General features: G+C 64.2%; 13 protein-coding genes. 12 read left to right on the forward strand and 1 reads right to left on the reverse strand.

All coding sequences use genetic code 11. The features are described from left to right. Positions 1-50: 50 nt before the first annotated feature. Positions 51-1,190 carry a mandelate racemase/muconate lactonizing enzyme family protein gene (locus FJ940_RS27735; protein ID WP_246671097.1) on the reverse strand — a complete coding sequence of 380 codons (1,140 nt, stop codon included), beginning with the start codon at positions 1,188-1,190 and terminating at the stop codon, positions 51-53. Positions 1,191-1,323: 133 nt separating this feature from the next. Between FJ940_RS27735 and FJ940_RS27740 the strand changes: the two genes are divergently transcribed. The 12 genes from FJ940_RS27740 (at position 1,324) to FJ940_RS27795 (ending at position 12,433) form a co-directional block, all read left to right on the forward strand. Then, a complete protein-coding gene (locus FJ940_RS27740) occupies positions 1,324-2,082 on the forward strand; it encodes a FadR/GntR family transcriptional regulator (RefSeq protein WP_140496166.1) in 759 nt (252 codons plus the stop codon). Next, a complete protein-coding gene (locus FJ940_RS27745; RefSeq protein ID WP_140496167.1) occupies positions 2,079-2,867 on the forward strand; it encodes an SDR family oxidoreductase in 789 nt (262 codons plus the stop codon). Before FJ940_RS27740 ends, FJ940_RS27745 begins: the two co-directional genes overlap by 4 nt. A 79-nt stretch (positions 2,868-2,946) precedes the next feature. After that, a complete protein-coding gene (locus tag FJ940_RS27750) occupies positions 2,947-4,191 on the forward strand; it encodes a sugar ABC transporter substrate-binding protein (protein WP_140658515.1) in 1,245 nt (414 codons plus the stop codon). A 23-nt stretch (positions 4,192-4,214) separates the two neighbouring features. Continuing rightward, positions 4,215-5,135, forward strand: a complete 921-nt coding sequence (locus tag FJ940_RS27755) for a sugar ABC transporter permease (protein ID WP_140496454.1) — start codon at positions 4,215-4,217, stop codon at positions 5,133-5,135. Continuing rightward, positions 5,132-5,974 (forward strand): carbohydrate ABC transporter permease, encoded by an 843-nt coding sequence (locus FJ940_RS27760; protein WP_140496169.1) that lies wholly within the window; start codon positions 5,132-5,134, stop codon positions 5,972-5,974. The genes FJ940_RS27755 and FJ940_RS27760 overlap by 4 nt, the downstream gene beginning before the upstream one ends. Before the next feature lie 8 nt (positions 5,975-5,982). Then, a complete protein-coding gene (locus FJ940_RS27765) occupies positions 5,983-7,008 on the forward strand; it encodes an ABC transporter ATP-binding protein (protein ID WP_140496170.1) in 1,026 nt (341 codons plus the stop codon). 120 nt (positions 7,009-7,128) lie between these two features. Continuing rightward, on the forward strand, positions 7,129-8,592 hold the full coding sequence (locus FJ940_RS27770; protein ID WP_140560354.1) for a phosphatidylserine/phosphatidylglycerophosphate/cardiolipin synthase family protein: 1,464 nt from the start codon (positions 7,129-7,131) through the stop codon (positions 8,590-8,592). Between the two features lie 107 nt (positions 8,593-8,699). Further along, a complete protein-coding gene (locus FJ940_RS27775; protein WP_140549708.1) occupies positions 8,700-9,500 on the forward strand; it encodes an endonuclease/exonuclease/phosphatase family protein in 801 nt (266 codons plus the stop codon). A gap of 112 nt (positions 9,501-9,612) precedes the next feature. Then, positions 9,613-9,945, forward strand: a complete 333-nt coding sequence (locus tag FJ940_RS27780; RefSeq protein ID WP_140496173.1) for a hypothetical protein — start codon at positions 9,613-9,615, stop codon at positions 9,943-9,945. Between the two features lie 125 nt (positions 9,946-10,070). Then, a complete protein-coding gene (locus FJ940_RS27785; RefSeq protein WP_140496174.1) occupies positions 10,071-10,673 on the forward strand; it encodes an ANTAR domain-containing response regulator in 603 nt (200 codons plus the stop codon). Between the two features lie 2 nt (positions 10,674-10,675). Continuing rightward, positions 10,676-11,902, forward strand: a complete 1,227-nt coding sequence (locus FJ940_RS27790; protein WP_181167297.1) for a CmpA/NrtA family ABC transporter substrate-binding protein — start codon at positions 10,676-10,678, stop codon at positions 11,900-11,902. A 210-nt stretch (positions 11,903-12,112) separates the two neighbouring features. Further along, positions 12,113-12,433 (forward strand): hypothetical protein, encoded by a 321-nt coding sequence (locus FJ940_RS27795; RefSeq protein ID WP_140496176.1) that lies wholly within the window; start codon positions 12,113-12,115, stop codon positions 12,431-12,433. The last annotated feature ends 48 nt before the right edge of the window (positions 12,434-12,481 follow it).

Consider the following 12,481-nt stretch of genomic DNA (forward strand, 5'->3'; position numbering starts at 1 on the left):
CCTCGGCGAGGTCAGCGCCCTGGTTTGGAACCTGGTTCTTCATCTCGGCCTCATCCGGCTTTCAGTTTCTTGACGGCGTCCCAGTCGATCTCGATGCCGAGCCCGGGTTTCTGCGGGACGTCGAGCGTGCCGTTCTTCTGCCTGACGCAACCGGGCGCGAGATCGGCCAGGCTGGCCTTGAACGGGCTGGCGTCGCACTCGCACTCCATGACGCCAAAGTTCGGCATCGCGGCTGACAGATGGACGCTTGCGGTCTCGCAGACGATGCCCGACATGCCGATATGCGGCGCGTAGCGGACATCATGCGCCGCGGCGTAGTCGGCCATGCGACGCGTCTCGGAGATGCCGCCCGCGCGCGCCACGTCGGGCTGCAGCACGGACAGCGTCCGGTTGGCGATCAGGCGCTGCGCCTGGTCCAACGTGAAATTGCTCTCGCCCGCGGCCAGCGGCACGTCGCAGCGCCGGCGCAGTTCCTCGTAGCCCTGCTCGTTTTCCGGTTGCAGCGGCTCCTCGAACCAGAAATAGCCGTTTGCCGAAAGCGCACGACCTACCTCGACCGCCTCGTCCAGATTGTAGGCCCAGTTCGCATCGACGCAGAGCCCGATCGCATCGCCGGCGCGCTTGCGGATGCGCTCGATCCGTTTGCAGGCTTCGCGCACTGGCCGCGCCATCTTAACCTTGATGCGCGTAAAGCCCTCGCCGAGATAACGATCGAGTTCAGCGTCGGCGGCATCGTCGTCGACCCAGTTGACCGCGGCGGCATAGACGTCGATGCGGTCGCGTCCGACACCGCCGAGAAGCTTCGCGATCGGCTGTCCGGTCGCCTTGCCCAATATATCCCATAGCGCGATGTCCACGCCGGCGATGGCCTCGATCAGCACGCCGCCCGCCCTGCCCGAAAGCGCGCGGCGCATGGACTGCCATAGGGCGTCGATGTTGCGCGCGTCCTGGCCGAGCAGGCGCGGCTTGAGCGAGCTTTCGATCAGCTCGACATAAGCCTTGGGCGAGAACCGCGCCAGGGTTTCGCCTACGCCGACAATGCCCTCGCTCGTGCGCACTTCGACCAGGACCAGCGAGACCTTTTCATAGACGCCCCAGGACGTGACCGTGGGCCGGGGCAATGTCTGGCTGAGGGGATGGGCAATCACCTCGGCAATCTTCAGCGGCCCCGCCGCGATTGGATCGCTCACGTGCATCGGCTCCAGATTTCTCCCTTGGTCCTCTCGCACCGCCTTCATAGCTTTCACTTGTAAACTTAGCAACCAAAAAACTTAGTTGCTATGTTTGGGAAAACCGTGCTAGTGAGCTCGGAAAGGATTCCGAATGCCCCTGGACGAAGCACGCAAGCCGATTTTCTCCGCGAAACTCGCGAGCCCTTCCCGCCTCGCGGACGGCGTCTCGGATGCGATCGCCGCGGCGTTGTTCGACGGACGCATCGCGCCTGGCGAAGCGCTGCCGCCGGAAGGCGAGATCGCCCGGGAATTCGGCGTCTCCAAGCCCATCGCACGCGAGGCGCTGCGCCAGTTGACCAGCGCCGGCCTCGTTTCGACCCAGCAAGGAAAAGTTGCCCGCGCCAAGGCACTTAGCGGCGAGCCGATGGAGCGCATCTACGCCTATGCGGTCCGTTCGAGCCTGACGCGGCTTCAGGAAGCCAACGAGATGCGCCGCGTCATCGAGGTTGGCATAGCCAGGCTGGCCGCCGAGCGCCGCGATCCGCGCGGCCTGGAAATGATGCGCCAGGCCGTGCTCGACATGCACGCCGGCATCGGGAGGCCTGGCGATTTCACGCAAGCCGACATTCTGTTCCACCTCGGCCTCGCGACGGCCACGGGCAACTCCATGATCCGTATTCAGATGGAAGGGATGCGGTCTGTCCAACGCGAGGTTTCGGAACTGTTCTCCCAGCGCTCCAACCGCACGGAAACGGATTGGCGGGCCACCGTCGAACGGCACCAGGCGATCTACGACGCGATCATGGCGGGCGACACCGATCTCGCGGACCGGCGCATTCACGAGCATTTCGACGCGGCCGACATCGCCTCGTTCGAGGTGGCCGGCAAGCTCGGGGAGCCGTCGCCGTGAGCAAGGACCGTTTTTCCCTTGCCGGACGGCGGGCGCTGGTGACCGGCGCCAGCTCCGGCATCGGGCGCGCGGTTGCGATCGCCCTGGCGCAGCATGGCGCCAGCGTCGCGCTGCATCACTTCGGTGACGCCGCCGGCGCGCGCGAAACGGCTGCCGCTATCGGCCCGGGCACCGCGGTTCTCGAGGCCGATTTCACCGATAGCAAGTCAATGTCGGCCTTTACCGATGAAGCCGCCGGCGCCGGGCCCATCGACATCCTCGTCTCGAACGGCGCGATCGAGCGGCGCCGTGCATGGAGCGAGATCGACGAAGCGCATATCCAGGCCCATGTGGCGGCAAACTTCACGGCCCTGCTTACCCTGGCCACGCGGCTCGTTCCCGCCATGGCCAAGCGCGGGTGGGGACGCGTGGTCGCGACCGGCAGCGTGATGGCGAGGCGTCCGCGCGCGGAAACAATCGTCTATGCTTCGCTGAAGGCGGCGCAACTTACGGCGGTGCGCGCCATGGCACGCGAGGTTGCGCCGCATGGCGTCACCATGAATGTGGTATCGCCCGGCGCGATCGAGACGGAGGCAACCGCCGAGCGCTACCGGGACGCAGCCTTCCGCCAAGCGGTCGCGGCGAAGATTCCCGCCGGCCGCCACGGCCAGGCCGACGACCTCGTCGGCGCCTTCGTTTTTCTGTGCAGCGACGCCGCCCGCTACGTCACCGGGGCTGACCTGCCCGTCGACGGCGGCTGGACGATCGGCGACGCGCCCAGCGCGCTGCCGGGGACAACAGCATGACAAGTCGCCGCCGCCTGCCGGCCCGTTCGTTGCGCGCCCGCAGTTGTTGATTGGACCATCGGCGTTTCGGGAGGAAACCATGAAGACCGCAATCAAACTTGCACTATCGACCTTGGCGCTGTGCGCCCTGTCGGCGCACTCGCTGGCCCAGGAACTCCGAGTGACCGTGTGGACGGGCAGCGAGGCCCACCTCAAGATGCTGAACGGCATCGCCCAGAGCTTCATCGCCAAGCATCCGGGCGTCACGGTGAAATTCGAGACCGTTCCGGTCGCCGACTACACGCAGAAGCTCACTTTCCAGGTCGCCGGGGGCAACGCCCCCGACATCGCCTGGATGATGGAGGATGCCGCACCCGCCTTCGAGAACGCCGGGCTGCTGATGGACATCGGCCCGACGCTCAAGGCGACCGAGGGATACAATTTCGACGATTTCTCCCAGCCCGCCATGGCGCTCTGGCAGAAGGACGGCAAGGTCTACGGCGTGCCCTTCTCCACCTCGCCTTTCCTGATCTACTACAACAAGGACATGTTCGACAAAGCAGGTGTCGAAGATCCCAACCAGCTCGCCGCGAAGGGCGAGTGGAACATGCAGAAATTCCAGGAGGTCGCCAAGAAGATCACCGAGGCCAATCCCGGCAAATGGGGCTTCGAATTCAAGGATGGCGAAGGTTACGCATCGCGTATGACGCACGCCTTGCTGCCGCCCGTGCGCGCTTACGGCGGTGATCTGTGGGCCGACGGCCAGTGCGGCCTCGACAAGCCTGAAGCGGTGGCTGCCATCAAGCAGCTCCATGATATGGTGTTCAAGGACAGGTCGATCGTGCCGCCGGGAGAGCAGGGCGACTACTTCTCCGGCAATTCGGCGATGACCGTGAACCAGATCTCGCGAGCCTCGAAGATGCCCGAGGCAGGCTTCAAATGGGGCATCGCCCCCTTGCCTTCGGGACCCGCCGGCGAAGCTCCGGTCATCGGCCAGGCCGCGCTGACAGTCTTTGCGTCCGGCAAGAACAAGGAGCTTGCCGCGCAACTGGTGGCCGACATGACCAGCAAGGACAATGTGGCTGCCATGGCCCAGTTCTTTCCGCCGGCCCGCAAGAGCGTCCTGGAGAGCGACGCCTTCGTCAACTCCAACAAGCTGATCCCGCCCGAGCAGATGAAAAGCGTCGCCGCAGCGATCGTCAACGGCCGCGTTCACCCTTCGCATGAGCATGTGCCGCAGATATTCGCCGCGATGGCGCCGCGCGTCGACGCGCTGTGGCGGGCCGACGCCAATGTCGAAGAGGCGCTGAAGGGCGTCTGCGCCGCCATTCAGCCATTGCTCTGACAGGATTTCGGTTCATGGCCGGCATGGCATCCCGGGACAATGCGGCGCGCCCTGCCAGCGCGCCGTGGCTGAGCTTGAAGGCCAGGGAGATGCTGGAGGCATGGCTGTTCGTCAGCCCGACCTTGATCGGCTTCCTGGTCTTCTTCCTTGGGCCGCTGGTCGCCATCTTCTATTATTCGACGACCGAGTGGAACCTGCTCAGCCAGCAGGCGACCTTCGTCGGGCTTCGCAATTTCCAGAATGCGCTGCTGGAGAACCCCGACTTCTGGCATGTCGTGCGCAATTCCGTGATCTTCGCGCTGGGGCTCGTTCCCCTGAACATGGCGCTGGCGCTCTCCCTCGCGCTGGCGCTTTCGCGGCCGTTCTTCGGTGTCGTCTTCTTTCGCACGGTCTTCTTCGCGCCGGTGGTCACATCGGCAATCGCCTGGGCCATCGTCTGGAAATTCATGCTGCAGGGCGAAGGCGGCGCCGTGAACCAGATGCTCGCCTGGATCGGCATCGATGGCCCGAATTGGTTGCGCGAGCCCAACTGGGCGATGGCGGCCGTCATCGTCACCCGAGTCATCAAGATGGTCGGCCTCAACATGATCCTCTACATCGCCGCGCTCCAATCGATACCGCGCGACTACGAGGAGGCAGCGGCGCTGGAAGGCGCCTCGCGCTGGCAGGTCTTTCGCATGATCACCTGGCCGCTGCTCGCGCCGACGACGCTGGTCATCATGGTTCTGACGACGATCGGCTCGTTCAAGGTGTTCGACCACATCTACCAGATGACCGGCGGCGGCCCGGAAAACGGCACCCTGGTGCTGGCCTTCTACATCTATCAGCAAGGCTTCAAATTCTTCAACGTCGGCTACGCGGCCGCGCTGGCCCTGATCATGTTCGTCATCGTGATGGCGCTCACCCTCGTGCAGGTGATGTTGCGGCGGAAGGAGATGGAGTGACCCAGCGCCGGACCGAGATTCTCTATCGTATCTGCTGGACCATGGCGCTGCTGCTTTTGGCCGTGCCCTTCGTGTTCCCGTTCCTGTGGATGATTTCCGGCGGCTTCAAGAGCACCACCGAAATCTTCGGCGCGCCGACCTTGATTCCCCGCGTCTGGCGCTTCGAGAACTTCGCGGAAGTGTTCACCTATCAGCCCTTCGCGCGGCAGTATTTCAACTCGCTCTACATCGCCGCGACGGTGACGGTGCTGACCTTGTTCATCGCCTCGCTCGCGGGCTACGCGCTGGCGCGCATCCGCTTTGCCGGCGCCGGGCTGTTGATGCTGTTCCTGATGATGGCACTGATGGTGCCGGAAGAGGTCACCATCATCCCTAATTTCTTCCTGATCCGCGCCATGGGCCTGATCGACACGCACTGGCCGCTCATCCTTCTGCCGGTCTTCGGCCCGCAGGGCGTGGTGGCGACCTTCCTGATGCGTCAGTTCTTCCTGGCGCTGCCCAGGGAACTCGAAGAGGCCGGCAAGATGGACGGCCTCTCGCGCTTCGGCGTCTGGTTGAAGATCGCCCTGCCCATGGCGCGGCCGGCGCTTGCGGCGGTTGCGATCATCACCTTCCTGCATTCGTGGAACCTGTTCCTCGAACCGCTGATCTTCCTCAGTTCGCTTGAAAAATTCACGCTGCCGCTGGCGCTGTCCAACTTCAACGACAGTTACGGCCTGCCCTTGTGGAACCTGCAATTGGCGGCGACGAGCCTGGCCGTGGTTCCCATCCTCATCATCTATCTGATCGCCCAGCGCCAGATCATCGAGAGCTTCGCCCTCTCCGGCGTCAAGGGATAAGGGGAGTCATGACAAAGCTTCTGCTCAAGGACATCCGCAAGCGGTTCGGAACGGTCGAGGTGATCCGTGGCGTCGATCTCGAGATCGAGGATGGCGAGTTCGTGGTCTTCGTCGGCCCGTCGGGATGCGGGAAGTCGACGCTGTTGCGGCTGATCTCCGGCCTCGAGCATCTCAGCGAGGGCGAACTCCACATTGGCGGCCGTCTGGTCAATGAGGTTCCGGCGGCCAGGCGCGGCGTGGCCATGGTGTTCCAGTCCTACGCGCTCTACCCTCACCTGACCGTCCGCGACAATATGGGCTTCGGCCTCAAGGTCCGCAAAGTGCCGGCCGGCGAGCGCGCCCGGCGCGTCTCGGAGGCCGCCGCGACGCTGAAGCTCGAGCCGTTGCTCGACCGTTTCCCGCGTCAGCTGTCGGGCGGGCAGCGCCAGCGCGTGGCCATCGGCCGCGCCATCGTCGCCAATCCCGACGTCTTCCTTTTCGACGAACCGCTTTCGAACCTCGACGCCGAACTGCGTGTGCACATGCGCTCCGAGATCGCCGCGCTCCACCAGCGCCTGTCGACGACGATGATCTACGTGACCCACGATCAGATCGAGGCCATGACGCTTGCCGACAAGATCGTGGTGTTGCGCGACGGAAAGATCGAACAGGTCGGCTCACCGCGCGAGCTCTACGACAGCCCCCGAACCATTTTCGTCGCCCAGTTCATCGGCAGCCCGAAGATGAACATCCTGCCGCTCGCCGATGGACGGCCAATCACCCACGGGGCGTCCGTGCCTGCGGCGGCCGTCTCGATCGGCGTTCGGCCCGAGCACCTGTCGCTGGCCCAGCCTTCGTCCGCCACGCTGCGCGGCAAGGTAAAGCTTGCCGAATACACTGGCGCCGTCACGCTCATCCACGTTGAATTGGACGCGGGCCAGACTTGTCTTGTCATCCACAATCAAGGAACGGCGCCCGAGATCGGCGCCGAGATCGGCCTGGACGCAGCCCCGACGAACCTGCACTTCTTCGACGGCGAGGGCCGCGCGGTCTGACGCGATCAGGAATGGCCAGCGCGTAGCCGGCGTGCGGACGCGATAACCCGCGGAAGCATGAGAACGGGCGAATGACCCGCCGCATTGCCTTCTGTACCCGCTCGCTGGATAGTTCCGGCCATGCTGCAGAGCCTGACGACTCACTGGCCTCAAATCCTGGCGATCATCTCGGTGATGATCGCCAGCGTTGGCATTGCCCATGCCGTCATGACCAAGGAGGACGTCCGGGCCGCCACCGGCTGGGTCGGCGTGATGGTGCTGTCGCCGATCCTGGGCGTGCTGATCTATGCCGTGGCCGGCATCAACCGCATCCGGCGCGCCTCGATCAGCGCACAGCGCTCGCTTGCCGGCGATCTGGCGTCCGCCAGGCACGACCGCGACATTGCCGCCGAGGAGGCCCTGATCGTCGAACGATACGGGCCGCGCTTCATCGGCCTCAGGACGCTGGGCGACAGGGTGGCGCGGCGCGCGCTTCATCCGGGAAATGCCATCACGGTCCTGGAAACAGGCGACGAAGCCTATACCGCGATGTGTGCGGCCATCGACGGCGCCGAACGCAGCGTCCTGCTCGAAACCTATATTTTCGACAATGACCCCGTCGGCCTGCTCTTCGTGGAATCCCTTGCCCGGGCGGTCCGCCGCGGCGTCAGCGTGCGCGTGTTGATCGACGCCGTAGGCGCCCGCTATTCCGTGCCCAGCATATTGGGCCACCTGCGCGGCGCCGACATCACCGCCGGGCTCTTCAACGGCAACATCGTCATGGGCCTGCACCTGCCCTATGCCAATCTGAGGACCCACCGGAAGATCCTGGTGGTCGACGGCACGGTTGTCTTTACCGGCGGCATGAACATTCGCAAGGGCTTTTCCGCCGAGTTTGCCGGCTCCAACAGTTCCAGGGACACGCATTTTCGCGTGACCGGTCCAGTGGTAGCCGACCTCTTTTCGGTTGCCGCCGAAGATTGGCGTTTCGCCAGCAACGAGGCGCTGACGGGCGATGCCTGGCGAATTGCCCCGCTGTCGCCGGCGCCCGCCACGCCCATGCTGGTGCGGGCGGTCGCGTCCGGCCCGGACGCCAGCGTCGAGACCAATCACAAGCTGCTGATCGGCGCCTTCTCCGTCGCGCGCAAATCGATCCGCCTCATGTCGCCCTATTTCCTGCCGGACCGCGAACTGATCAGCGCCCTGACGACCGCGGCAAGACGCGGTGTCGAAATCGATATCGTGGTGCCGGCGGTGAACAATCTTTTCCTTGTCGACCGTGCGATGACGGCGCAATTCGACCAGGTTCTGAAGCACTATTGCCGCGTCTGGCGCACGGAAGGACCTTTCGACCATTCGAAGCTGCTTTCGATCGATGGCGCATGGGCCTATATCGGGTCTTCCAACCTTGACGCCAGGTCGCTACGGCTCAATTTCGAGATCGACCTGGAGGTACTCGACGCCGGCTTCGCCAGCGAGGTCGAAAAGCGGATCGCGGCGGCGATCGAGACGGCCGTCCCTGTCACGCTGGAAGCATTGCGGGCGCGGCCATTCGTCATCCGTCTGTTCGATCGCATCCTGTGGCTGGGCTCGCCCTATCTTTAACAAAAGGACGTGTTTGCCAGATAGCTTGAAATCGATGATGGAACAGATGCCGAAAGGTTCTATTTTTTGAGGTGCATGGTGCAAGCAGCAGGAATGGCGGGCAAACGATGCGGGTGAACGGGCGCAGCCTGCCGGCAAGCATGCTTTTGTCCATTCGCGACAAGCGGATGCGGAAGGCCAATGCCACGTCGACCAACAAGGCGGACGCCACCGGAACGCTGGTCGCCTCCTACAATGTCCACAAATGCATCGGCGTCGACCGCAAGTTCGATCCCGAGCGCACCAGTCGCGTCATCCGCGAGATCGACCCGGATGTCATCGCCCTGCAGGAAGCGGACAATCGTTTCGGCGACCGGACCGGACTTCTCGACCTGTCCCGGCTCGAACTGGAAACCGGCCTGGTGCCGGTGCCGATTTCGGCAACCGGCAAGGGCCATGGCTGGCACGGCAACGTCTTGCTTTTCAAAAAGGGCGTCGTGCGCGACGTGCATCAGATCAGGCTTCCCGGGCTGGAACCGCGTGGCGCTCTGGTGGCAGAAATCGACCTCGACGGAAGCCAGTCCCTGCGCGTCATCGCGGCGCATTTGGGCCTGCTGCGCCGTTCGCGGTCGCAGCAGGCACAGGTCGTACTGGATATCATGAACAGCCCCGACGAGAAGCCGACGCTGCTGCTCGGCGACCTCAACGAATGGCGCCTCGGAAACCGCTCCGCGCTGAACACGCTGCATCTGACGTTTGGACCGTTGCCTCCGGCTGTTCCCACCTTCCCCTCGAACCTGCCCCTGCTGGCGCTCGACCGCATCATGGCCAACCGGCACGGAATGATCGCGGCCGTCGAAGCGCATGACACGCCGCTGTCGCGGGTCGCCTCCGACCATCTGCCGCTGACCGCCTTTGTCCGCCTGTAGCCACGCGCCGATAACGCCTTGATGTCGACCGCGTTGGAAAGCGTGTAGGGCGGTATCGGAACGGCGGCTCCTTTTGCGAGTTGATATGGCTTGGACAACAGGAGGACGAGACATGAGAAGCTTTTTCCTGGCCTCGATGATGGCGTTGGCCGCTTCGGCTTCCGTCATTGCGCCGACGCAGGCCGCGAGCGTCACCATCCAGTCCGGCGACGAGCCCCAGTATTCGCCCGACGACGACTATGACAATGGCGAGGTCGTCGTGCGCCGCCATCACGATCGCCAGCGTTATATCGACAATCGCTATAATGACGACGAGGACAGCGATGTTCGTTACAGCGACCGCGAATACCGCCGCTACCATCGTCACCACCGCTGCCACATCGAGTTGGTGAAACACTGGCGCCACCATCACAGGGTGATCGAAGAGGTTCGTGTCTGCACCTGACCCGAGGATCGCTGAAGTGCATCTGCGTGGCCTGATTGCAATGCGGTAAGCTGCGGCCACGCCCCTTCTGCTGCACTGGCTATGCCGCATTGCACAATTCCGCGACCTTGCCCACAATGCGGGGCATGGTCCTATCCTCCCTAGCCGTCCTGGTGATCGACGAAAACCGTATCCGCGCCTCGATCATCGAGGCGGGACTGCGCGAGGCCGGCCATCAGCGGGTGACCGTCGTCCATGACGTGGCGGGCATTGCGCGCCGCATCGCCGAGATCGAACCCGACGTGATTGTCATCGACCTCGAAAATCCCAACCGCGACATGCTGGAGAACATGTTCCAGCTGTCGCGCGCGGTGAAGCGCCCGATCGCCATGTTCGTCGACCGTTCCGACCAGGCCTCTATCGAGGCCGCGGTCGATGCCGGCGTGTCCGCCTATGTCGTCGATGGCCTCAGGCAGGAACGCGTGAAGCCGATCCTCGACATGGCCGTCAGCCGCTTCAACGCCTTTTCTCGCATGGCACGCGAACTGGAGGAAGCGCGCAGCGAACTCGAGAACCGCAAGGTCATCGACCGCGCCAAGGGAATATTGATGAAATCGCGGGGTCTGAGCGAAGACGCGGCCTACACGCTGCTGCGCAAGACGGCGATGAACCAGAACCGCAAGATCAGCGACATCGCCCATAGCCTGGTGACGACAGCCGGGCTGCTCGGGCCGCTGGAGGATGAATGAGCATGACAGCTGCGCATCAGATCACCGCCGGCTTCATGCCCCTGTTCGACAGCGCCGTGCTGGTCGCGGCCGGCGAAATGGGCTTTGCCGCGCGCGAAGGCGTCGATCTCGTCCTCCACCGCGAAACCTCCTGGGCCAACATCCGCGACCGCATCGCCATTGGCCATTTCGACCTTGCCCATATGCTTGGGCCGATGCCGCTCGCCTGCAACCTCGGGCTCACGCCGCTGGCATCCGAGACGATCGTGCCCTTTTCGCTCGGCCTCGGCGGCAATTGCGTCACCATCTCCAACGCCGTCTGGGAAGGCATGGCGGCGCACGGCGCCGTATCGGATCTCGATCCGGCCCGCGCCGGCGCGGCGCTCGGCGCGTTTATCCGCGAACGCGCGGCGGCCGGCCGCGACCCGCTACGCTTCGCCGTCGTGCATCCGCATTCCGGGCACAATTACGAACTGCGCTATTGGCTCGCCGCCTGCGGCATCGACCCCGACGGTGAGATCGAGATCGTCATCGTGCCGCCGCCCTTCATGGCCGACGCGCTGGCCGCCGGCCGCATCGACGGCTATTGCGTCGGCGAACCCTGGAACAGTGCGTCCGTCGCGGCCGGCACCGGCCACATCGTCACCGTCAAGGCGCTTTTGTGGCGCAACAGTCCCGAAAAGGTGATCGGTGCGCGCAAGGCCTGGGCCGAAGCGCAGCCGGAGGCGCTGGCGGCGCTGCTCAGGGCACTGCACCACTCCGCCCGCTGGTGCCAGGACCCGGCCAATCGAGGCGAACTGGCGGCGCTGATGGCGCAGCCCGGCCTCCTTGGCCAGTCCGCCGAAATCCAGATGCCGGTCCTGACCGGACATCTCCGCCTCGGCAGCGGCGCCGAGCGGAACGTCGAGGACTTCTTCGTTCCGTTCGACAAGGCGGCGAACTTTCCCTGGAAGAGCCATGCGCTGTGGTTCTACACCCAGATGGTGCGCTGGGGCGATATCGCGCACACGCCTGAAAACCTCGCCGTCGCCCGCGACTGCTACCGGCCCGACCTCTATCGGGCGGCGCTGAAGCCACTCGGCGTAGCGCTGCCGGGCGCCAATGCCAAGGTCGAGGGGGCGTTGAAGATCGCAACGCCCGTCGGCTCGGCCGGGGCAAGCCTGGTGCTCGGCCCCGACGGTTTCTTCGACGGCCGCATCTTCGATCCGGACCAGATCGACGCTTATATCGGGGCGCAGCGGCAAGGGTGATCATTTCCGCGCCATTCTTGTGCATTGCACAAAATTTATGCGGACTGATCGCATAGCTGACCAATGTTTGGCCTTGTCACCTGGTGGCCGGATCTGCCCGTGAATCGGCTATTCAGCTGAATTCATTCGAAATTCCTTTCTAAGGCGAGACTGGCACGGTTCCTGCATTGAAATAACCGGACCCTTAGTGGGTCACGGAACAGGCGTCCAATGGCGGGCGCCCACAGGCAAAGCTGCCGCTCAGGTCAAGACGCGATCCGGATTCCCGGACGCGAAGACCTGGCCGGCGGCTTTTTTGTTTGGCCGAACACGCAATCGACGGTGCTGGTCCCAGGCAGCGCCCAACCGGAGACGACGATGACGAAACGGATCGGAACTGGAACAACCCTCAAGGATTTCACGCGCCGCGATTTTGTCGCCAGCAGCGCGCTGGCGGCGGCGCTGTTCGTCGCAGCGAAGATGCTGTTCCCGGTTGGCGCCGTGGCCGAGGGCAAAGGTGCCCAAGTGAACGCGCCAAGCTCGCCGCGCTGATGCCGCGCCGCTGACCATCGATCAAGAAAACACGCGCGGTGCTTCTCC

This window comes from Mesorhizobium sp. B2-3-7 (assembly GCF_006442695.1).
GTDB lineage: Bacteria > Pseudomonadota > Alphaproteobacteria > Rhizobiales > Rhizobiaceae > Mesorhizobium.

Bases quoted from the DNA above. Each gene is read 5' to 3' on its own strand.
- FJ940_RS27740 (WP_140496166.1), top strand. From the start codon at position 1,324: ATGCCCCTGGACGAAGCACGCAAGCCGATTTTCTCCGCGAAACTCGCG.
- FJ940_RS27750 (WP_140658515.1), top strand. From the start codon at position 2,947: ATGAAGACCGCAATCAAACTTGCACTATCGACCTTGGCGCTGTGCGCC.
- FJ940_RS27755 (WP_140496454.1), top strand. From the start codon at position 4,215: ATGGCATCCCGGGACAATGCGGCGCGCCCTGCCAGCGCGCCGTGGCTG.
- FJ940_RS27765 (WP_140496170.1), top strand. From the start codon at position 5,983: ATGACAAAGCTTCTGCTCAAGGACATCCGCAAGCGGTTCGGAACGGTC.
- FJ940_RS27770 (WP_140560354.1), top strand. From the start codon at position 7,129: ATGCTGCAGAGCCTGACGACTCACTGGCCTCAAATCCTGGCGATCATC.
- FJ940_RS27775 (WP_140549708.1), top strand. From the start codon at position 8,700: ATGCGGGTGAACGGGCGCAGCCTGCCGGCAAGCATGCTTTTGTCCATT.
- FJ940_RS27780 (WP_140496173.1), top strand. From the start codon at position 9,613: ATGAGAAGCTTTTTCCTGGCCTCGATGATGGCGTTGGCCGCTTCGGCT.
- FJ940_RS27785 (WP_140496174.1), top strand. From the start codon at position 10,071: ATGGTCCTATCCTCCCTAGCCGTCCTGGTGATCGACGAAAACCGTATC.
- FJ940_RS27790 (WP_181167297.1), top strand. From the start codon at position 10,676: ATGACAGCTGCGCATCAGATCACCGCCGGCTTCATGCCCCTGTTCGAC.
- FJ940_RS27795 (WP_140496176.1), top strand. From the start codon at position 12,113: ATGGCGGGCGCCCACAGGCAAAGCTGCCGCTCAGGTCAAGACGCGATC.